This is a genomic window from Pseudomonas sp. MWU16-30316, assembly GCF_020515645.1.
Taxonomy (GTDB): domain Bacteria; phylum Pseudomonadota; class Gammaproteobacteria; order Pseudomonadales; family Pseudomonadaceae; genus Aquipseudomonas; species Aquipseudomonas cerasi.
In genome coordinates this window covers 18,690-37,503 of the sequence record NZ_JAIZAZ010000008.1, presented here as the reverse complement: position 1 = coordinate 37,503, position 18,814 = coordinate 18,690, and the positions used below count along the sequence as shown (strand labels likewise).

The 18,814-nt window shown below is 60.6% G+C and carries 22 protein-coding genes; 18 read left to right on the top strand and 4 right to left on the bottom strand.

The window, feature by feature from the left end; all coding sequences use genetic code 11:
* The first annotated feature begins 47 nt into the window (after positions 1-47).
* Positions 48-1,529, top strand: a complete 1,482-nt coding sequence (trpE, locus tag LCH65_RS21945; protein WP_003433217.1) for an anthranilate synthase component I — start codon at positions 48-50, stop codon at positions 1,527-1,529.
* Between the two features lie 385 nt (positions 1,530-1,914).
* Here the strand turns inward: trpE and estP are convergent, their stop codons facing one another.
* The 4 genes from estP to LCH65_RS21925 form a co-directional block, all read right to left on the bottom strand.
* Positions 1,915-3,837 carry an esterase EstP gene (estP, locus tag LCH65_RS21940; RefSeq protein WP_226439792.1) on the bottom strand — a complete coding sequence of 641 codons (1,923 nt, stop codon included), beginning with the start codon at positions 3,835-3,837 and terminating at the stop codon, positions 1,915-1,917.
* A 105-nt stretch (positions 3,838-3,942) separates the two neighbouring features.
* A complete protein-coding gene (locus LCH65_RS21935; protein WP_003316268.1) occupies positions 3,943-4,185 on the bottom strand; it encodes a pyocin activator PrtN family protein in 243 nt (80 codons plus the stop codon).
* A 121-nt stretch (positions 4,186-4,306) separates the two neighbouring features.
* Complete coding sequence (locus LCH65_RS21930; RefSeq protein WP_002551908.1) at positions 4,307-4,555, bottom strand: DUF1654 domain-containing protein; 249 nt, start codon at positions 4,553-4,555, stop codon at positions 4,307-4,309.
* A gap of 154 nt (positions 4,556-4,709) precedes the next feature.
* On the bottom strand, positions 4,710-5,321 hold the full coding sequence (locus LCH65_RS21925; protein WP_003372744.1) for a LexA family transcriptional regulator: 612 nt from the start codon (positions 5,319-5,321) through the stop codon (positions 4,710-4,712).
* A gap of 189 nt (positions 5,322-5,510) precedes the next feature.
* Here LCH65_RS21925 and LCH65_RS21920 point away from each other — a divergent pair, with 189 nt between their 5' ends.
* From LCH65_RS21920 to LCH65_RS21840, 17 genes are all read left to right on the top strand, one after another.
* Positions 5,511-5,954, top strand: coding sequence for a hypothetical protein (locus LCH65_RS21920; RefSeq protein WP_003433209.1), 444 nt, complete (start codon positions 5,511-5,513; stop codon positions 5,952-5,954).
* Positions 5,955-6,226: 272 nt separating this feature from the next.
* Positions 6,227-6,421, top strand: a complete 195-nt coding sequence (locus tag LCH65_RS21915) for a Com family DNA-binding transcriptional regulator (RefSeq protein WP_003372742.1) — start codon at positions 6,227-6,229, stop codon at positions 6,419-6,421.
* A 2-nt stretch (positions 6,422-6,423) separates the two neighbouring features.
* Positions 6,424-7,596, top strand: a complete 1,173-nt coding sequence (locus tag LCH65_RS21910) for a cellulase family glycosylhydrolase (protein WP_016982694.1) — start codon at positions 6,424-6,426, stop codon at positions 7,594-7,596.
* A gap of 122 nt (positions 7,597-7,718) precedes the next feature.
* Complete coding sequence (locus LCH65_RS21905) at positions 7,719-8,108, top strand: hypothetical protein (RefSeq protein ID WP_003411734.1); 390 nt, start codon at positions 7,719-7,721, stop codon at positions 8,106-8,108.
* Entirely contained in the window at positions 8,089-8,427 is a 339-nt protein-coding gene (locus LCH65_RS21900; RefSeq protein ID WP_003372736.1) for a hypothetical protein, read from the top strand. Before LCH65_RS21905 ends, LCH65_RS21900 begins: the two co-directional genes overlap by 20 nt.
* A gap of 46 nt (positions 8,428-8,473) precedes the next feature.
* Positions 8,474-9,064, top strand: a complete 591-nt coding sequence (locus tag LCH65_RS21895) for a hypothetical protein (protein ID WP_003433201.1) — start codon at positions 8,474-8,476, stop codon at positions 9,062-9,064.
* Positions 9,061-9,249, top strand: a complete 189-nt coding sequence (locus LCH65_RS21890; RefSeq protein ID WP_003419716.1) for a DUF2635 domain-containing protein — start codon at positions 9,061-9,063, stop codon at positions 9,247-9,249. Before LCH65_RS21895 ends, LCH65_RS21890 begins: the two co-directional genes overlap by 4 nt.
* An 18-nt stretch (positions 9,250-9,267) precedes the next feature.
* Positions 9,268-10,764, top strand: coding sequence for a phage tail sheath subtilisin-like domain-containing protein (locus LCH65_RS21885; protein WP_122240639.1), 1,497 nt, complete (start codon positions 9,268-9,270; stop codon positions 10,762-10,764).
* Between the two features lie 60 nt (positions 10,765-10,824).
* The gene (locus tag LCH65_RS21880) at positions 10,825-11,172 is read left to right on the top strand and encodes a phage tail tube protein (RefSeq protein WP_010438998.1); all 348 of its coding nucleotides are present in this window, start codon (positions 10,825-10,827) and stop codon (positions 11,170-11,172) included.
* Positions 11,169-11,465, top strand: coding sequence for a phage tail assembly protein (locus LCH65_RS21875; RefSeq protein WP_003316280.1), 297 nt, complete (start codon positions 11,169-11,171; stop codon positions 11,463-11,465). Before LCH65_RS21880 ends, LCH65_RS21875 begins: the two co-directional genes overlap by 4 nt.
* 130 nt (positions 11,466-11,595) lie before the next feature.
* The gene (locus tag LCH65_RS21870) at positions 11,596-13,740 is read left to right on the top strand and encodes a phage tail tape measure protein (protein WP_226439791.1); all 2,145 of its coding nucleotides are present in this window, start codon (positions 11,596-11,598) and stop codon (positions 13,738-13,740) included.
* Entirely contained in the window at positions 13,737-15,161 is a 1,425-nt protein-coding gene (locus tag LCH65_RS21865) for a DNA circularization N-terminal domain-containing protein (protein WP_226439790.1), read from the top strand. The genes LCH65_RS21870 and LCH65_RS21865 overlap by 4 nt, the downstream gene beginning before the upstream one ends.
* A gap of 3 nt (positions 15,162-15,164) precedes the next feature.
* Complete coding sequence (locus LCH65_RS21860) at positions 15,165-16,292, top strand: phage baseplate assembly protein (RefSeq protein ID WP_226439789.1); 1,128 nt, start codon at positions 15,165-15,167, stop codon at positions 16,290-16,292.
* Positions 16,289-16,801, top strand: coding sequence for a phage baseplate assembly protein V (locus LCH65_RS21855; RefSeq protein ID WP_003372720.1), 513 nt, complete (start codon positions 16,289-16,291; stop codon positions 16,799-16,801). Before LCH65_RS21860 ends, LCH65_RS21855 begins: the two co-directional genes overlap by 4 nt.
* Positions 16,798-17,196, top strand: a complete 399-nt coding sequence (locus LCH65_RS21850) for a phage GP46 family protein (RefSeq protein WP_003394886.1) — start codon at positions 16,798-16,800, stop codon at positions 17,194-17,196. The genes LCH65_RS21855 and LCH65_RS21850 overlap by 4 nt, the downstream gene beginning before the upstream one ends.
* Positions 17,186-18,226: a baseplate J/gp47 family protein gene (locus LCH65_RS21845; RefSeq protein ID WP_003372716.1), complete on the top strand. Its 1,041-nt coding sequence runs from the start codon at positions 17,186-17,188 to the stop codon at positions 18,224-18,226. Before LCH65_RS21850 ends, LCH65_RS21845 begins: the two co-directional genes overlap by 11 nt.
* Positions 18,214-18,813: a putative phage tail protein gene (locus tag LCH65_RS21840; RefSeq protein WP_187810145.1), complete on the top strand. Its 600-nt coding sequence runs from the start codon at positions 18,214-18,216 to the stop codon at positions 18,811-18,813. The genes LCH65_RS21845 and LCH65_RS21840 overlap by 13 nt, the downstream gene beginning before the upstream one ends.
* Position 18,814 lies beyond the last annotated feature (1 nt).

Genomic DNA, 18,814 nt, shown 5'->3' with positions numbered 1-18,814 from the left:
CACGTTTGCCTACCTGACCGTTTTGTCCTCAAACCACGAGGTTGCTCATGAACCGTGAAGAATTCCTGCGTTTGGCCGCTGAAGGCTACAACCGCATCCCGCTTGCCCGCGAAACCCTGGCCGACTTCGACACACCGCTGTCGATCTACCTCAAGCTTGCCGACCAGCCCAACTCCTACCTGCTGGAGTCGGTTCAGGGCGGCGAGAAGTGGGGGCGTTATTCGATCATCGGCCTGCCATGCCGCACGGTGATGCGCGTGCATGGTCATCACGTCAGCGTGACCCATGATGGCGTCGAGATCGAAAGCCTGGATGTCGAAGACCCCCTGGACTTCGTCGAGACCTTCAAGGCGCGCTATAACGTGCCGACGATTGCCGGGCTGCCACGCTTCAACGGCGGGCTGGTGGGCTACTTTGGCTACGACTGTGTGCGCTATGTCGAGAAGCGTCTGGCCAACTGCCCGAATCCTGACCCGCTGGGCGTGCCGGATATCCTGTTGATGGTGTCTGACGCGGTCGTGGTGTTCGACAACCTGGCGGGCAAGATGCACGCCATCGTGCTGATTGATCCAGCGCAGCAGGACGCCTACGCAAGTGGTGTGGCGCAGCTCGATGAACTGATGCACAAGCTGCGCCAGCCGATCACGCCGCGCCGCGGTCTTGACCTGGACCGGCCTCCGGCTGCCGACCCGGTGTTTCGCTCCAGCTTTACTCAGGATGATTACGAGGCGGCGGTCGACACGATCAAGCAGTACATCCTCGCTGGCGACGTGATGCAGGTTGTCCCGTCACAGCGCATGTCCATCGATTTCAGCGCCGCGCCCATCGATCTGTATCGGGCGCTGCGCTGCTTCAACCCGACGCCTTACATGTATTTCTTCAACTTCGGCGACTTCCATGTCGTCGGTAGTTCGCCGGAAGTGCTGGTGCGGGTCGAGGACAACCTGATCACCGTGCGTCCGATTGCCGGTACTCGCCCTCGTGGCGCCACCGAAGAGGCGGATCGCGCGCTGGAAGAAGACCTGCTTTCCGATCACAAGGAAATCGCCGAACACCTGATGCTCATCGATCTTGGCCGCAACGATACCGGTCGGGTGTCCGAGATTGGCACGGTCAAACTGACCGAGAAAATGGTCATCGAGCGTTATTCGAACGTGATGCACATTGTGTCCAACGTTACAGGCCAGTTGAAAAGCGGGCTGAGCGCGATGGACGCTCTGCGCGCGATTCTGCCGGCCGGCACCCTGTCCGGAGCACCGAAGATCCGCGCCATGGAAATCATCGATGAGCTGGAGCCGGTCAAGCGCGGCGTCTATGGCGGGGCAGTCGGTTATCTGGCCTGGAACGGCAACATGGACACGGCGATTGCGATTCGGACTGCGGTAATCAAGAACGGTGAGCTGCATGTACAGGCCGGCGGCGGCATTGTCGCCGACTCCGTGCCAGTGCTGGAATGGGAAGAAACCCTGAACAAACGCCGCGCCATGTTCCGCGCCGTGGCCCTGGCCTCGCAAACTGCCGAGGGTTGAGCAGGCTTGCTGCTCTGGTAATGAACGGTAGTTAGAGAGCTATCGTTCCTCACGCTCCAGCGTGGGAATGCCGTGGGTGACGCTCCGCGTCACAGATTTGCGCCGCGCCGCAGTTCTCAGGATAGGACGCGGAGCGTCCAGAAAGGCATGCCCACGCGGAGCATGGGCACGATAGTGAAACCCTGAAAAAGCGCCACGCACGATAGTTGAGATTATCGTTCCTCACGCTCCAGCGTGGGAATGCCGTGGGTGACGCTCCGCGTCACAGATCTGCGTCGCGCCGCAGCTCTCAGGATAGGACGCGGAACGTCCAGAACGGCATGCCCACACGGAGCATTGGCACGATAGTCAGATCATCGTCCCTCACGCTCCCTCCTGCGGCAGTCTAAAAACTCAGACTCAACGCGACATTCACCCCTTGCTGGGTCACGTCATCGTTCTTGCGCCAGTTGTAATTGCCGCGCAGTGTCAGGTCCTGAGTCAGCTTCTGGCTGACGCCCAGCGTTGCCCGGTTCAGGTCGCGTTGCGGCGTGTAGCCTTCCAGCGTGAAACCCACTGACTGGACACTGTTGAGCGCCATGGTTACGTCCTGCTGATCGGTCTCGAACTCCCGTTCATGGGCAATTTCTCCCCATACCTGTGTGCTCGGTGTCACCTGGAATTTGCCCTGTACACCCACGCCTGCACGCCGCGATTTGCGCGTCTGGTCACTGAAGGTCAGCGCGGTCGAGCGGTCGCCTTTTTCCGAGTAGCCATCGACATCGATGTGCGCGTAATCGGCGCTGACGAAAGGCGACAGATGCCAGCGACTGGTCGGGCCCGCGATGTCGAAGCCCACTCGCCCGCTGGCAGCCCACATTTCACCGTCGGTATCGCCTTTTTCCTGACCTTCGCTGACGCCCAGCGCGAACTTGCGCTCGGCATTTTCGTAGTCCAGTTTGCCGCCCGACACTGCCAGATCACCCCACCAGTGGTTGGCCTGATACTGCAGGAACGCAGTGGCGATGTAGCTGTTGAGTTTGTAGTCCGAGTCTCTTGGGCCGGCCTCAAGATTCTGGCGATACGCGCCGGCGACAACCCCTGTGCGCCAGTTTTCGGCAAACCGGTAGCTGCCGCCTATGGTCAGGTTATAGCCTCTTCCGTCAGCATCAGCCGAGCTGTCCTGCGCGTCGAAGTCCATTTTCTGACCGCCTGCCGAAAGCATGCTCTGCCACTGCCCGACACCTTGCCAGTTGCCCCAGTCGCTGAGCCACTGGGCGCGAATTTCGTCCTGATGCATACGCAGCGTGCCATTGGCCATTTCCGGCAGCAGGGAGACTTCCCAAGGGGCCGAAAGCAGCGAGTAGGCGTAGTCGGCCAGCAACCTCTGTCCGGCCTCGGTCGGGTGCACGCGATCGTTGAAGAACAGCCGGTTCGGATTCGGCGTCGCACTGGACCTGCCGTTGGTGGTGCTTTCCCGGCAGCTATTGCCGCTGAAACAGGTGCTGACCAGATTCTCGTTGGGATCGAACCCGAAGCGTGCCGGTTCAGCGAGGATCTCATTGATCAGCAACGGAACGTTCAGCGGAATGATCTGCGCATTGATCTGCGCCAGTCGGCTGACCAGTTGCTGATTGAAACCCGCGCTGAGTGCCGAGGTGGCCGAAGCCAGTGGCGAACCGCTCAAGGCTGGCGTTTTACCGATGTCCGGCAGCAACCAGACCATGATGTAGCGCGCACCGGCCTGTTGCAGGGCTTGCGCGCTGTCCGCCAGCTGATTGGCAGCTTGCGCGGCGCTGCTGGCACTCAACACGCGACCTTGCAGAAAGTCGTTGCCGCCTCCGGTCAGGTAGTAAAGAGCGTTGGGGTCAGCGCGAAAACCGTTGGCGGGCAGATAACCTGTCCGGCTGCGCAGCAGCGTGCCGGTGTTCGGGTCGACGACGGTGGATTGCGAGTTGATCGAGTCGAGAATCTGATCGGTCCGATAGCCGCCGACCGCCCAGTTATTGCCATCGGGCACTCCCAGCGCAGCATTGACCGGTGACGTCGACGCCGCCAGATCTCCTGACGGCACACCGAGCATCCTGCCGATCAGCGTCGACGAGTTCAGGTTGAACACTTCACCGCTGCCGTCCTGATAGGTGGGGCCGACACGATTGGTGAACCTGAGCGTGGAGCCTCTGGGCCCGGCGGTGTCCGGAAACTGCCCGGCATCGGCGAGACTGTCACCGAACACCACCATGGTCGAATAGGGCGCGGCAGCAGCGGTGCCGCAGGCAAGCGATAACAGGCAGGCCGCGAAGGGCCAGCGCCTCGATGTCTTGGTCATGAACGGATCCCGATTGTTTTTGTTTTGTACCGGAAACGTAGCAAGATTTTTCATGGCTGCAAAGTTCGATGAACATTATCGCGCTGCGGCGGTGCTTTTTTGACCTCAGGCTGCCCTGTTGGTCACGATGGCGCTCAGGTAGTTGGCCAGGTCATGCAGGTACACGAAGGGGTGACCCTGACGACTGCCGCCTGTGCGGCTGACCTTCAAGTCGATGCGTCCTGCGTTGATCTTGCGCAGCAGATTCCTGTCGTTCGACAGGTGCGAAAAATAACGCTCTCGGACGGCGCTCAGTGAAGGGCACGGCGTGGCGAATTCTTTGCGAAGTTGATCCAGTATTTCGTTCATTCCATGACTCCCTGTGGTTTGCATGTGAGTACTCCCGAGATGGGGTGCAGACAAACAATACGATATGTAGTGCGTCGTGACAATACAGTTTGTATTTTAAATACGATTTGTATTGTTCGTCTCACAGGGAATCGATGTACCAGGACACGCGAGCAGTGCCGTTTTCAGGGTTGCGGGTCACGCTGATACCTTCGGCCTCGCTGATCTGATCCATGATGCGCTCCCAGTGAGCCACCGATTCGCCAGGCTCCCTGATCAGCAGGACCTGATGCTCGATCTGCGCCTTGTCACTGGTGATAGCGTCCTGAATGCGCTGTGCCAAGGCCAGGTAAGCGTCATGTTGCGAGGTGTCGGGGAACTGCTTGAGCATGAGTGAACTCCTTTTTACTGTATGTGCATACAGTAATTGAGGGGTGTTTCTCACGCAAGCTACAAATGTTTCCTACACGGACACCTGCCCGGGACGAAACGGTGGCGCATGAAAAAGCCCCGGTTATCGGGGCTTGGACGTGGCATGCCGGGGGTCAGAGACGCATCGTCATCTGCCTGATGACACCGATCAGTTTGCACTCCTCGGTCACCGCAAGGGTCGGGTAGGCGGGGTTCAGCGGCTTGAGAAAGTAGCGTCCGGCGTCTTCGACCAGTTTTTTGAACGTGGCCTCGTTACTTTCCGGCAGTTTGGCGATGACCAGCTTGCCAGCAGTGGGCTCGATTCCGGTGTCGACCAGAATCAACATGCCTTCAGGAATGCTCTGGCCTGCGGGTGCGGTCATCGAATCGCCACGGACCACCAGCCAGAAGGCTCTGCCCTTGGCTTTATAGTCGCTGATCTCGAAGGTGTCCGAATAGCCGGCAGGGTAGGGCTCGACGGCTTCACTCCAGCCACCGGCCTCTACCCAGCTGATGACCGGATAGCGATAGAAACGCGAGGGCTGCACCGTGGGCTCCACGTTGTGCATGCCGGGCTCGCTGGCCGGAATGGAGGTGGTGAGAATCGGCAGGCCGAGCTCGGTCAGGAACCGATTGATAACCTCGATCTTCGGCTCACGCTTGCCATTCAGCCAATGCCCTACCGCACCGGGCGTCACGCCCATCCGTTCAGCCATCTCTTCCTGGCTGATCTGCTGGGTTTCCATGACCTGTCTTGCGACTTCATACCATTTTCTGTTCATGCGTCGAATCATACAGGCTGTAGGGTGTTGAGCAATATACATAATGTAATGCTTCGTTGTGTCATAAAAATACAAAATGTATTGTAAGGCCTTGGTTCTGCGCAGCGAAAGGCGCTGCGCAGCGTTTCAGAAAGGTCATACAGGAGAGACACGATGATCGAGAAAATAGAAGCCGTGATGCAGCATTGGGGAGAACAGCGCATGCGCATTGGCCTGGGCGGCGGACTGAGCAGCCCGATGGCCGGGATCATGGAGTGGGGCGCGTACATTCCGCGCCGCACACCCGGCTCGCGCGCACTGGTGGGTAATGGCAGCGGCCTGGACTATATAAGCAGCGAAGTCGAGGCGGCTGTGGCGCAGCTTTCGCGCAGCCCTGCAAAGAGCCGCGGGCCTGAACTGGCGCAACTGGCTACATTGCGTTATGTCGAGTCGTTGCCGGTGCGCGAGCAGATGCGTCTGGTGGGCATCAATGAAGGCGCAGACCGCACCTATCGCAACTGGATCGACAAGCTTCACCAGCAAGTGCTGGCGATTCTCGCTGAGCGCAGCGCTTCCAGAAGCAACAACGCCGTCGCCGACAAGGCTGCGCAAGGGTAAATGAAGACACGGTTTCACGCCGTTTATCCGGGTCGATTGCACAGCTGTGGCCGAACTCGTGTTGAACTCCGGTCAAACTCGACCCACCCCGAAACTGCCCCTTCCCAGGCTTTCCGGAGGGGGGTAAAAAGGTCCCACGATATGCGATTTGCGCCTCAGGGCAGCAGCCGGAAACAGGCTGATCAACAGCCACAACCGGTCACTCGCGACCCATCTCAAACCCCGCCTCGGCGGGGTTTTTTATTGGGCCAGGCACACGGAGGCCAGTGCACATGTTGAAGGACTATCGATGCGGGCAGTGCAAAAAGCTGCTGGCCCGCATGGGTGAGTACACAGAGCTCCAGATCAAATGTTCCCGCTGCGGAACGTTGAATCATGTGAAGGCCACGAGCCTCGAGTTATCGCCGTTGAGCGACAGAGGTACAGCAGCGTCGTTGCTGCCTCGCGGTGCTAACCAGAGGTATTAATCATGTCCAATAGCAGTTCTGCTGTCAGCCAGCTCAAGAATATTCCGCTGGTAGGTATCAACCTGGGTTCAGTGGCAAACGCCGGGCAGATCGTGCCGGGCGAGGCAGGGACTCATTATCAGTGGCCCAATCGTGGAACCATCACTACCTGGGTCAAGAATCGGGGCGTGCGTCTGATCCGTTTCCCGTTCGAACTTCAGCGCGCTATTCAGCTGTCGACTCTGGACGGCTTGCCAGGCCAAGGGGCGAACCTGAATACCGACTTCGTGAAGCGCTGGAAAGAAATGCTTGGCTGGATTCGTGAAGACTCCAATGGCGAGGCCAGAATCATTCCTGATCCGCACCACTACATGCGTTTGCATCGCTACGAAACCGATGCAAACGGGAACCTGACCGGGCGCATTCTTCCTGCCGCGGAGGCCGGTAATCAGAACGGCTGGAAGGCAACCGAGTCGGTATTGATCAAGGATGGGAACGGTGTCAGTGGCACTTTCTGGAGCGCCGTTCACCTGGCCAACTTTCACCAGAAGCTGGTCACCGAATGCGACGATCCGATGGTGCTGGGCTGGGGGTTGGGTAACGAGCCGTATTCGAATACTACGGTGGGTGCCAAGGACTACATTACGTTCCCTGCTCTTGAGGCGCTGTACATCAGCACGATGAATACCGTGCTGCAGGCGTTGCGCAACAGCTCGAAAAAGCCGGTGTTCATTTGTGGGCTTGAGTTTGCAAGCGCCAGAAACTGGGCCACCGTCTCTGCCAACCTTCAGTCGAAGATCGTCGACCCGGCCAATGCAATTGTCTGGGAAGCCCATGCTTACGGCGATTACGATAAAAGCTCCAGCGGTGCCTACGCCAATAACAACGACCTGATCTCGCCGACCGTTCTGCGCGATGAAATCGTGGGTCCGTTTCTGACCTATGCCAAGACCAACAAGATGGCCGCATTTATCGGCGAAACAGGGATTCCGCCAACGGCTGCCGGTCGCACCGCGCTGAAAAACCTGCTCGATAAAGCGAAGGCGGAAAAAGTGCCAGTGACACTGTGGGTCACAGGGCCAGGCACCGATGGCGAAAAGATGAGCCTGGAGGCCAGCAATCAGGCGGAGACCGTCGCACTGGTCACACCGTACTTTGCCGAGCGCATTGCCCTATGGGGTTATGCACAAGCATGACGGTGCGAGTCATTCCGTTCTGACCCAACAACGGAGCCCCGCATCAAGGGGCTCTTTCCAGTTTATTCAGGCTTTCGATTTTCGAGGGCCTTGAGAGTCCACCACCCTATTACGGAGCACCAATGGACCCAACCGACCTAGGCCCAGGCACAGCTACCTGGCTGGGCGGCACGGGCACAATACTGCTTGGCGGCTTTCTATGGCTGCGCAAGTTTCTTTCCAGAGATGCAACAGACCGGGCGATGGACAACGCGGACATCGGTACGGTGCGCCGCCTCAATGAACTGCTCGACTCCGAGCGCCAGGCGCGCAAGGAAGCTGAAGCGCGGGCTGATCAGTTCGCCAAGGAGCGCAACGAGCTCGCCGCAGCGGTTGGGCGGATGGAGGGCAAGATCGAAGCCCTCACCAGCCACATCGTTCAACTCACCGACAAGGTCACCACGCAAAGCGCCGAAATAGCCCGGCTGCGATCCCAACTCGGAGGTGCAAACGATGCACAGATGCGCAATTGATTTCATCGCTCGCCATTGGTGGCGGCGCCTGGAGGTCTGGCTGATTTCCGTGCTGCTGATCGCTGGGTGCCTGATGCTCGGTTTTCAGGCCGGGCAGTGGTCGGCGAATGCCGAGCATACGCAGCAGCTGGCCGAGGTTCGCAATGCCTACGACGCAGCACTGGGCAAGCGCGACCGGCGCCTGGACAGGCTGGCCGAAACCACCACCCAGGCGGCAGACAAGGTCGAGAGTGCTGCATCAATTGCCAATCAGGCCGCTCACACGGCCAGCCGTGCTGCAGACAAGGCTGATGAGGCGTTGGGCAAGGCGAACCAGTAGGCGTTTCCCACGCCGCAATCAACCTTCAACACACGCGGAACCCCTCATGAAGATAACCCCGATAGTTGCCCACTTGCAGGCGACCTGCCCGAGCTTTGCCGGGCGAATCAGTGCCGGTATCGACTGGGCGGCGGTCGCCCTCGGTGATCAGCTCGCCCACCCGTCAGCGTACGTGATTGCCACTGGCGATCAGTCCACCGCCAACGATTTGCAGAACGTCATTCGCCAGAACATCACCGACACGATCGATGTCGTGGTGGTGCTCGATGGCGGTGACAAGCGCGGGCAGGAAGCCAGTGAGCAACTGCATGCCCTGCGCGCCGAACTGTGGCGTGCGCTGGTGGGCTGGAACCCGGATCACGATTACGACGCGATGCAGTACACCGGTGGCGCGCTGGTGCAGATCAGCGGCGACCGGGTGACGTATCGCTTCGGCTTTGCAGCGCAGTTTCAACTGGGCCGCAATACCTCCGATCAGCCTGCCGAGACCTGGCACGAAGCGTATCTGGATGGTTTGCCCGGGTTTACCGGCGCCACCATTGAGATGGACTGCGTTGACCCCGCAGATCCGAACCTGAAATCCCCCGGCCCTGATGGCCGTATCGAAGCGAAGTTCACAGCAGAGGTAACCCCATGACTCAACGCATCACTGTAGTACCGGCCGAGGGCCGCACTGTGCCGGATCCGGAGGCGGGCGATTTGCTGCCCGTCGAAGGCCGGCAGGTGACCTTCAACGCCTGGTGGCAGCGTCGTCAGAACGACGGCGACATCACCCTTAAAACCGAGCAATCCACCACCACCCATCAAGCCTTCACGGCTTAACCAAGAGGAAGCCAAACAATGGCTATCAGCTTTAACAACATTCCATCCGATGTTCGCGTTCCGCTGTTTTATGCGGAGATGGACAACTCGGCCGCCAACAGCGCGTCGGCCAGCATGCGTCGACTGATCGTTGCGCAGGTCAACGACGATGTGTCCGGCCCTGAGCTGGGTTCTCTGGTGCTGGTGCCAAGCGTGGCGCTGGCGAAAAACATCGGCGGTCAGGGCTCCATGCTGGCCTCGATGTATGAAACCTGGCGCAAGGCGGACCCCACCGGCGAAGTCTGGTGCCTGCCGCTGCTCAATACCGAAGGCGCCAAGGCCGGTGCGAAAGTCACCCTCAGCGGGGCGGCGACCGAAGCCGGTCTGCTGAACCTGTATGTCGGCGGCATGCGAGTGCAGGCCACTGTCGTTAACGGCGCAACCGCTGCCCAAGCGGCCACGGCACTGTCGGTGAAAATCAACGCCACACCTGATCTGCCGATCACCGCGGCTGTCGAAGCGGGTGTGCTGACCCTTTCCTGCAAATGGAGCGGGGCAAGCGGCAATGACATCCAGCTGGAATTCAATCGCCAGGGCAAGACCAATGGCGAAGTCGTTCCTGCCGGCCTGACGGCGGCAGTCACCGCCATGACTGGTGGCGTAGGTACGCCTGATCAGCTCAAGGCACTGGCTGCGCTGGGCGATGAGCCGTTCGAGTTCATCTGCATGCCCTGGACCGACACTGCTACGCTGGATGCCTGGAAAGCGGCAATGGACGACAGCACCGGTCGCTGGAGCTGGGCGCGTCAGTTGTACGGCCACGTTTACAGCGCCAAGCGCGGCACGGTCGGTACGTTGGTGGCCGCAGGTCAACTGCGCAACGACCAGCACATCACCCTGCAGGGTGTCGAAAATGGTGTGCCGCAACCGGTCTGGCTGCAAGCCGCTGCCCTGGCTGCGCGCACGGCGGTGTTCATTTCTGCCGACGCCAGCCGTCCGACCCAGAGCGGCACCATGCCTGGTATCGATCCGGCTCCGGCCAGTCAGCGTTTCACCCTGACCGAGCGTGAGTCGCTGCTGCGTTACGGCATCGCCACGGCGTACTACGAAGGCGGTTACGTGCGCATTCAGCGTTCGATCACCACCTACCAGAAGAACGCTTACGGCCAGGCGGACAACTCGTACCTGGACAGCGAAACCATGCACCAGTCGGCGTTCATCATCCGTCGTCTGCAAGGCATCATCACCAGCAAGTACGGCCGCCACAAGCTGGCCAACGATGGCACGCGCTTCGGTGCCGGCCAGCCGATCATCACGCCGAGCACCATCCGTGGCGAGTTGATTGCGCAATACGCACGTCTTGAAGAAGAGGGTCATGTGGAGAACGCCGAAACGTTCGCCCAGCACCTGATCGTCGAGCGTGACGGCAATGACCCAAGCCGCGTGAACGTGATGTTCCCGCCTGACTACATCAACGGCTTGCGCGTGTTCGCGCTGCTCAACCAGTTCCGCTTGCAGTACGACGAAGCGGCATAAGCCTAACCAACCCTTTCAAGCCCGCCTCGTGCGGGTTTTTTCATTCTGGAGATAAACAACATGGGTCAGAAAGTTGCGGGTACCTGCTACATCAAAGTGGATGGCACCCAATTGACCATCAGCGGCGGCGGCGAAGCGCCTCTGATGAACATCAAGCGCGAGACCGTCGTGCCTGGTTACTACAAGGAAACCGAAAAGGCCGCCTGGTTGAAATTCACCGCCGTGCATACCGCGGATCTGCCGCTCAAGCTGCTCACTACCGGTGTGGATATGACCATCACCTGTGAGTTCAAGAACGGCAAGACCTACGTCCTGTCCGGCGCCTACCTGGTGGAAACGCCGAGCAGCAAGGCTGACGACGGCACCATCGAACTGCAATTCGACGGCAATCAGGGGAGCTGGCAATGAGTGAAGTCATCGACCTGGCCAGCCCGATCGAAGCGCACGGCGAAACCCTTTCGCAACTGACCTTCCGGCGCCCTACGGCGCAGGAAGCGCGGGCTATCAAGGCTCTGCCGTACAGGATCGACAAGAACGAGGAAGTTTCCCTGGATCTGGACGTGGCGGCGAAGTACATCGCCGTCTGCGCCGGCATCCCGCCCTCGTCGGTCAATCAGATGGACCTGTGCGACATCAATACGTTGAGCTGGAAGGTTGCGAGTTTTTTCATGGCAGCGGCATCAGCAACCTCGAAGGACTGATCGCCGTCGTTTACGACCTCGCGTATTTCTGGAAGACCGATCCCGAAATGATGATGTCCAGGGAGCTGGACGTCATCACCGAGTCGATCTTGCAGACGCAACGCATCAACCAGATCCTGCAGGGGGAGTGATGGCAGACACTATCAAGACGCTGATTACCGGCGTCGACCAGCTGTCTCCAACGCTGGCAACTATCCGCAACAATGTCAAAGGCCTCGAGACCAGTCTGGGGGCCATAGAACTTGGCAAGGCAGTCACGGAAAACGCTTTGGCGGGGCCTTTGATTGCCGGGGTAAAGGCAGCGATCGGTTTCGAGACCAGCATGGCCGGCGTGAAACGCTCGGTAAGCTTTGAAACACCGCAGCAGTTCCAGCAGATGGGGTCCGATATTCTGGACCTCAGTGAACGGCTGCCGGAAAGCGCCAATGGCATCGCGGCGATTGTTGCTGCCGGTGCCAAGGCCAATGTGCCGCGTGAAGAACTGACCGGGTTTGCCAGCGATGCCGTGAAAATGGGTGTCGCATTCGATCAGACGGCGGCCGAGTCGGGCGACATGATGGCCTCGTGGCGCTCATCGTTCCAGATGACTCAACCGCAGGTCGCGGCGCTGTCCGAGAAGATCAACGTGCTCGGCGGCAACAACCTGGAAAAAAAAATCGCCACCATGGTGACTGCAATGGGCCCGCTTGGGCCGGTTGCGGGGATGGCTTCCGGGCAACTGGCGGCAATGGGCGCCACGCTTGCCAGCGTCGATGTGCCGGCCGATGTGGCCGCCAGCGGTATGAAGCGATTCATGCAGTCGTTGACCGAAGGTGGCGCGGCGAAAGCCGGGGCGTTCGAAGCGTTGCAGCTCGACGTCAACCAGCTGACCCAGGGCATGCAGAGTGACCCGTCCGGGACCATTGAAAAGGTTCTGACGGCGGTTTCCAGTGTTGATCCCGGCAAACAGTCGGACGTCATCACGCAGCTGTTCGGTGCCGAATCGCTGGGCGCGATCACGCCGCTGCTGGCCCACCTCGATGTGCTCAGGTCCAACCTGGCCAAGGTCGGGGAGGGCGTGCAAAACAGCGGCTCCATCGAGAAGGAGTTCGCAGACAACTCCCAGACCACGGCCACTGCCATCAAAGAGATGACCAACCGTGTCGATCGTCTGGGCATCAATATCGGCAGTATGTTCCTGCCGGCGATGAACGAAGCAATGGCCGTGATCGGGCCGATGATTTCTCAGGTCGCCGCGCTGGCGGCCGAACATCCAGAGGTGATCAAGGGCGTCGTGGGCGCCGCGATTGCTTTCGGCGTGCTGCAAGTCGCCGTTCTCGCTGCGACGAGTGCCGCCAGGCTGCTGGCTGCGGTCATGGGCATGTCACCGTTGGGCCTGATCGTGCGCGGCCTCGCGCTGGCGGCAGGTTTTCTGATCGCCAACTGGTCGACCGTCGCACCTTATTTCCAAGCGGTCTGGGAGGCGATTCGCGGACCGGTGATGGCGCTGTGGGACGTACTCAAGGCGGTCTTCGCCTGGACGCCGCTGGGCATGATCGCAGCCAACTGGCAGCCACTGACCGAATTCTTTGCTGCGCTGTGGGACGTGATCAAGGCGCTGGCCACGCCGTTTTTTGATTTTCTGCAGACGCTGTTTGCGTGGTCGCCATTGGGCATGGTCGTGGCCAACTGGCAGCCGCTGTCCGAGTACCTGGCCGGCCTGTGGGAAACCATCAAGGCCGAGGCGCAACCGTTTACCGATGTGCTGGCAACGCTGTTCAGTTTTTCGCCGCTGGGCATGGTCATCGAGAACTGGCAGCCGATCAAAACCTGGTTCGCAGGTCTGTGGGCGGGCATCAAGCCATTCATCGAACCGATCATGAGCTGGTTTGGTGGCGACACTGATAAGACCGTCCTGCAGAGGGCGACCGAGACGACCAATCGGTTCGCGGAAGAACAGCGGATACGCAACGCAGGGCCGGGCGGCGGGACCGGTGCGTTTCTGGCGGCCGGTGCCGTCGAGAACGTTCGCATGAATCAGCAGTTGCTCAATCAGGCCACTGGCGTGCCGTCGACCAGCCAATTGCTCGGCGTACCCACCCCGCTGGCGCCCGGCAGCCTGTTGTTGCAACAGGGCGCAGCCGGGGCCGGCCCGCGACTTGAAGGCGAGCTCAACATTCGCTTTGAAAACGCGCCACCGGGCATGCGCGCCGGACAAGTGCAAACCAACCAGCCGGGTTTGACGATATCGCCAAACGTCGGTTATCGAACCCTCGGCGCAGGAGCCGGATCATGAGTACATGGCGTGACAGCCTGCTGCCGGCGTCTTTCCGTGGCGTCGGTTTTTTCATTGAAAAAGCCGTCGTTCCGGCAGGTCGCAAGGGGCAGTTGCATGAGTTTCCACAACGCGACGAGCCTTATTTCGAGTCGCTGGGCAAACAGTCGAAAGTGCATACGCTGACGGGGTTCATTGTCGGTCCCGACTGTTTCGAACAGCGAGACAGACTGCTACAGGCACTGGAGCAGGAAGGTGCCGGCGAGCTGGTGCATCCGTGGCTGGGTCGTGTGCAGGTCCAGGTTGGCGAGTGCGGCGTCACACACAACCTGAACGAAGGCGGACTCGTCCGACTGGACCTGAAATTCTATCCGGCCAACCCGCTCAAGTTTCCCGTGTCGACGCTCAATACGCGACGGCAATTGCTGGGCGCGTCCGAGACCCTGCTGGATTCGGCGCTCAGGCGCTACCGCTCGGTGATGGCCACAGTGGACGCGGTACGTATCAACATTCAGGCGCTGCGCAGTGCCTTGTCGGGCGTATTCGCGACCATTCAGCGGCAGTTCACACCGTTCATGACGATCTATTCGGATGTCACTGCGCTGGTGCATTCGCTGGTCAATGCGCCGTTGACGGTCAGCACGCTGTTTACCACGTTCTTCGCCAGTTTCGACGGGGACAGTCGTCGAGCCAGAAGAGCGAACGGCACCAGCAGTATTGGCGGGGCGAGTGCCGGGACAAGTGCCGGGTCAGGTTCCGGCAGCTCGACAGGGGGCGGCTCAGGCAGCGGATCCGCGAGTGGCAGTAACGGCACCGCTGCGAGCAGCGCGGCAGCAAGGTCCGGCAGCAATGGCGGCGTGTCCTCTGTTGAAACGGTCGATTATCGCTCCGTGATTTCCGAGGCCACGCAACAGGCGGAAGCGGTGTCCGGTATCAATCTGGTTAGCCAGGGCAGCGGGCTGGATACCGGCGTGACGGCTCAGGCCGCGGCCAATCTGGTTCAGGATGCCTTGTTGGTCAAGGTGGCGAAAATCGTCGCGAGCATGCCGGTTGCGACGACCGTCACGCCGCTCACCGTGGTGCCGTCGCTGGATCAGCAAGTGACGCAAGCGCTGCAGCGCGTCGATGTGCCGGTTGCCGATGACGTCATCGAACTGCGTGACACGCTGAGTTCGGCGATCTGGGAAGCGTCGTTGAAAGCCGATCCCGAACATTACCTGGCGCTCAACACGTTGCGTCAGGCGTTGATCAGGCACCTCAACGCGGTGGCGGCCTCCGGTGTACGTCTGGTGGACATGAAGGTCTCCGAGCCTTTGCCCGCGCTGGTGCTGGCCTATCGCCGATTCGGTGACGCCAGCCGGGCGCAGGAAATGGTGCAGCGCAATCGGCTGGCCCACCCGGGTTTCGTACCGCCAGGCACGCTGAAGATCGCACAGGAGTGACCCATGATCGACCCTAACGTTGTCACCCTGACGGTTGACGAGCACGACTACGCCGGCTGGAAGTTGGTGGAAATCTCTGCGGGGATCGAGCGTCAGGCGCGCAGCTTTGACGTGAGCATTACCTGGCAGTGGCCGGGCACTGAAATCTCGCATCCGATCACGCCCGGCGCAGCGTGCGAAGTACGTATCGGCGGCGAGTTGATTCTGACCGGCTGGGTGTTTGCCGCGCCGATCAGCTATGACGGCAAGCAAATCACGCTAAAGATTTCCGGACGCTCGAAAACCGCCGACCTCATCGACTGCTCGGCCATCAACAGGCCGAGCCAGTGGAAGGAGGTGGGGGTGTTGAAGATTGTTGAAGCGCTGGCTGCTCCTTATGGTTTGTCGGTGATCAGCGAAATACCGGAGACCTCGAAGATGGCCGATCACACCATCGAGCCTGCCGAAACCGTGTTCAAGTCCATTGACCGGCTGCTGACCCTGTTCCGGATTTTTTCCACCGATGACGAATACGGCAATGTGGTGCTGGCCAGGCCGGGTAGTCGCGGGCAGAGCGCAGACGCGCTCGAACTCGGCAAGAATGTGTTGAGCGCCGTCATCGCGCGGGACTTTTCCGGGCTTTTTTCCGAGTACCGGGTCATTGGTCAACAGACCGGTAATGACCAGACGTTCGGGAAGGAGTCGTCGGAAGTCTCGGCAGAAGTCACGGATAACCGGCATGACGACCCTGCGCATAAAAAGCGTCTTCGCGTACTGGTCGTTCATGAGGATGCGCCGATCACACCGAAACTTGCCCTGAGTCGCGCCAATTGGGAGCGTGGTCAGCGGGCCGGCAAGGCGCTGCTCACCACCTACAAGGTCCAGGGCTGGCGGCAGTCCAACGGGGCGCTCTGGCGGCACAACACCATGGTCCGGGTGATTGATCCGGTCATCGGTTTCACAAGCCGCAACATGCTGATTTCAGCCGTGACCTACTCGCTGAGCGACCAAGGCACGATCACCACACTGGTGGTCGGTCCGCCTGAAGGTTTCCAGGCCGAGCCAGGTGACCCCAACAAGCGCAGCAAGGTGCAGGTCAATCAGGACGCTTACTCCTGGCTGCTGCCCATCGACGAGGAAACAACCTCATGAGCTTACTCAATCGCATGCTGGTGCGCGGCACGGTGGTGCTCGCCAGGGCCAGCAGCAAAATGCAGGCGCTGCAAATGCGCCTCACCGCCGGAGAGGTCAAGGACGACATGGAGCACTTCGAACCCTATGGCTTCACCAGCAACCCGCTGGCCGGCGCCGAGGGCATTGCCGCCTTCATTGGTGGCGACCGGTCGCACGGTCTGCTGCTGGTGGTGGCCGACCGGCGCTATCGCCTCAAGGGCCTGGAGTCGGGCGAAGTGGCGATCTATACCGACGAGGGCGACAAGATTCATCTCAAGCGCGGCAAGGTCATCGACATTGAAACCGACACCCTGAACATCAAGGCGACGGTGGCCGTGAACTTCGACACACCGCAGATCACCCAGACCGGAAAGATCGTCTCCCAGGGCGACCAGCTTGCCGCTGGCATCAGCCAGATCAGCCATCTGCACGGCAACGTGCAGGGCGGTAATGGCCAGAGCGGGCCGCCCGTTGGAGGTGCTGGATGATTATCGAAGGCTCTCTGCAAGCGTCCTTGCTGCGCTCGGTGGTCATCAGCCTGTTCACCTGGCGGCGTGCCGAAGCGGACGACCCGTTCGACGATGCCGAGCGCTATGGCTGGTGGGGCGACACCTACCCGGCACAGGCCAATGACCGCATTGGTTCCAGGCTGTGGCTGCTGCGCCGGGTCAGGCTGACTGCCCAGACCCAGCGCGACGCCGAGTTCTATGCCCGCGAAGCGCTCGACTGGCTGATCGAAGATGGCCAGGTCAAGCACATCAACATCCTTACCGAACAGGTTCAGAGCAACCGCCTGAACCTGGGCGTCGAGCTGGTCGTCTCGGACGGTCAGCTCGTGCGTTTCAACCCTTCTGAACAGTGGCAGGTGATTTATGCCGTTTGAAACACCTACGTTACCGGCGCTGATCAACCGAACCCAGGTCGACCTCGCCGACGAAGCGCTGCGTCAGTCCGATGCGCGGGTATTGTCCCGTGCGCACAGCGGCGCGGCCTACGGTCTGTACGGCTATCAGGACTGGATCGCCGACCAGATTCTGCCGGACACCGCCGACGAGGAAACTCTCGAGCGGCAGGCCATCCTGCGCCTGAGGCAGCCGCGTAAGGTGGCACAGGCGGCTACCGGCACGGTGCGCTTTACCGCTGCAGCCGGCGCGGTGCTGGATGCGGACACTGTGCTGCAGTTCAGTGATGGACGCTTCTACCGCGTCACTAAAGGCGTCACCACGGTTGCGGGCAATAACACCACCACGGTCGAAGCGGTCGATGCCGGTGTTCTGGGTAATGCGGATGCCGGTCTGGTCATGACTGCCGTGCAACCGGTCGAAGGCATCGACAGCACTTTCACCGTCATTGCCGACGGACTTTCCGGCGGCATCTCGCAGGAAAGTATCGAGTCGTTGCGTGCGCGTGTCGTGCGCTCCTACCGGGTCATCCCGCATGGCGGCAATCAGGATGATTACGTGACCTGGGCGCTGGAAGTGCCGGGCGTGACGCGCGCCTGGTGTGTGCGCCGGTTCATGGGGCCGGGGACGGTGGCGGTGTTCTTCATGCGTGACGACCAGGCCGATCCCATTCCTGACGCCGAGCAGCTGGCTGCGGTCGCTGCGTATATCGAGCCGCTGCGTCCGGTCACCGCAGACGTGTATGTGCTGGCGCCGGTGCAGAAACCGGTGGTCTACACCATCCGGCTCACACCGGACACCTCCGCCGTGCGGGCGGCGGTCGAAGCGCAACTGCTGGACCTGCACAACCGTGAGGGCGGACTGGGCGAAACCCTGTTGCTCACGCACATCGCCGAGGCCATCAGCCGCGCGACAGGCGAAACCGATCATGTGCTGGTTTCACCCGTGGCCAACGTTACTGCTGCGGCCAACCAGTTGCTCACGTTCGGGGGTATTCAATGGTCGTCATAAGAACTGCCGAACATTACGCCGGACAACTGCAGGCGCTGTTGCCACCCGGTCCCGCGTGGGATCCGGAGCGGGTGCCGGAATTGCAGCAGGTGATTACCGGCCTGTCCCGCGAGTTCGCACGCATCGATGGCCGCGCGTTCGACCTACTCAACGAGATGGACCCCGCCACCGTCAGCGAGCTGGTCCCGGACTGGGAGCGGGTGATGAACCTGCCTGATCCGTGCCTGGGGCTCAACCCCTTGTTCGCAGACCGGCGCCTGTCGGTGCGCCAGCGGCTCGTGGCGACAGGAGGGCAGAACGCAGCGTTCTACATCGACATTGCCATCAGCCAGGGCTATCCCGATGCCACCGTGACCGAACACCGAGCGCCCCGTATGGGGCGTTCGCGTTTTGGCCGGGCGCACTTCGGCACCTGGAGCGCGCAATTCATGTGGACCCTGAACACCGGCGGGCGTCAGCGCCTGGGGCGGCGCTTCGGGGCGAGTTACTGGGGAGAGCGGTTCGGGGTGAATCCCGGGCTCGCCATCGAATGTTTGATCCGTCGAGCAGCACCGGCGCACAGCGTCGAATTCGTAAACTTCAACTGAG

Bases quoted from the DNA above. Each gene is read 5' to 3' on its own strand.
- trpE (WP_003433217.1), top strand. From the start codon at position 48: ATGAACCGTGAAGAATTCCTGCGTTTGGCCGCTGAAGGCTACAACCGC.
- estP (WP_226439792.1), bottom strand. From the start codon at position 3,837: ATGACCAAGACATCGAGGCGCTGGCCCTTCGCGGCCTGCCTGTTATCG.
- LCH65_RS21935 (WP_003316268.1), bottom strand. From the start codon at position 4,185: ATGAACGAAATACTGGATCAACTTCGCAAAGAATTCGCCACGCCGTGC.
- LCH65_RS21930 (WP_002551908.1), bottom strand. From the start codon at position 4,555: ATGCTCAAGCAGTTCCCCGACACCTCGCAACATGACGCTTACCTGGCC.
- LCH65_RS21925 (WP_003372744.1), bottom strand. From the start codon at position 5,321: ATGGAAACCCAGCAGATCAGCCAGGAAGAGATGGCTGAACGGATGGGC.
- LCH65_RS21920 (WP_003433209.1), top strand. From the start codon at position 5,511: ATGATCGAGAAAATAGAAGCCGTGATGCAGCATTGGGGAGAACAGCGC.
- LCH65_RS21915 (WP_003372742.1), top strand. From the start codon at position 6,227: ATGTTGAAGGACTATCGATGCGGGCAGTGCAAAAAGCTGCTGGCCCGC.
- LCH65_RS21910 (WP_016982694.1), top strand. From the start codon at position 6,424: ATGTCCAATAGCAGTTCTGCTGTCAGCCAGCTCAAGAATATTCCGCTG.
- LCH65_RS21905 (WP_003411734.1), top strand. From the start codon at position 7,719: ATGGACCCAACCGACCTAGGCCCAGGCACAGCTACCTGGCTGGGCGGC.
- LCH65_RS21900 (WP_003372736.1), top strand. From the start codon at position 8,089: ATGCACAGATGCGCAATTGATTTCATCGCTCGCCATTGGTGGCGGCGC.
- LCH65_RS21895 (WP_003433201.1), top strand. From the start codon at position 8,474: ATGAAGATAACCCCGATAGTTGCCCACTTGCAGGCGACCTGCCCGAGC.
- LCH65_RS21890 (WP_003419716.1), top strand. From the start codon at position 9,061: ATGACTCAACGCATCACTGTAGTACCGGCCGAGGGCCGCACTGTGCCG.
- LCH65_RS21885 (WP_122240639.1), top strand. From the start codon at position 9,268: ATGGCTATCAGCTTTAACAACATTCCATCCGATGTTCGCGTTCCGCTG.
- LCH65_RS21880 (WP_010438998.1), top strand. From the start codon at position 10,825: ATGGGTCAGAAAGTTGCGGGTACCTGCTACATCAAAGTGGATGGCACC.
- LCH65_RS21875 (WP_003316280.1), top strand. From the start codon at position 11,169: ATGAGTGAAGTCATCGACCTGGCCAGCCCGATCGAAGCGCACGGCGAA.
- LCH65_RS21870 (WP_226439791.1), top strand. From the start codon at position 11,596: ATGGCAGACACTATCAAGACGCTGATTACCGGCGTCGACCAGCTGTCT.
- LCH65_RS21865 (WP_226439790.1), top strand. From the start codon at position 13,737: ATGAGTACATGGCGTGACAGCCTGCTGCCGGCGTCTTTCCGTGGCGTC.
- LCH65_RS21860 (WP_226439789.1), top strand. From the start codon at position 15,165: ATGATCGACCCTAACGTTGTCACCCTGACGGTTGACGAGCACGACTAC.
- LCH65_RS21855 (WP_003372720.1), top strand. From the start codon at position 16,289: ATGAGCTTACTCAATCGCATGCTGGTGCGCGGCACGGTGGTGCTCGCC.
- LCH65_RS21850 (WP_003394886.1), top strand. From the start codon at position 16,798: ATGATTATCGAAGGCTCTCTGCAAGCGTCCTTGCTGCGCTCGGTGGTC.
- LCH65_RS21845 (WP_003372716.1), top strand. From the start codon at position 17,186: ATGCCGTTTGAAACACCTACGTTACCGGCGCTGATCAACCGAACCCAG.
- LCH65_RS21840 (WP_187810145.1), top strand. From the start codon at position 18,214: ATGGTCGTCATAAGAACTGCCGAACATTACGCCGGACAACTGCAGGCG.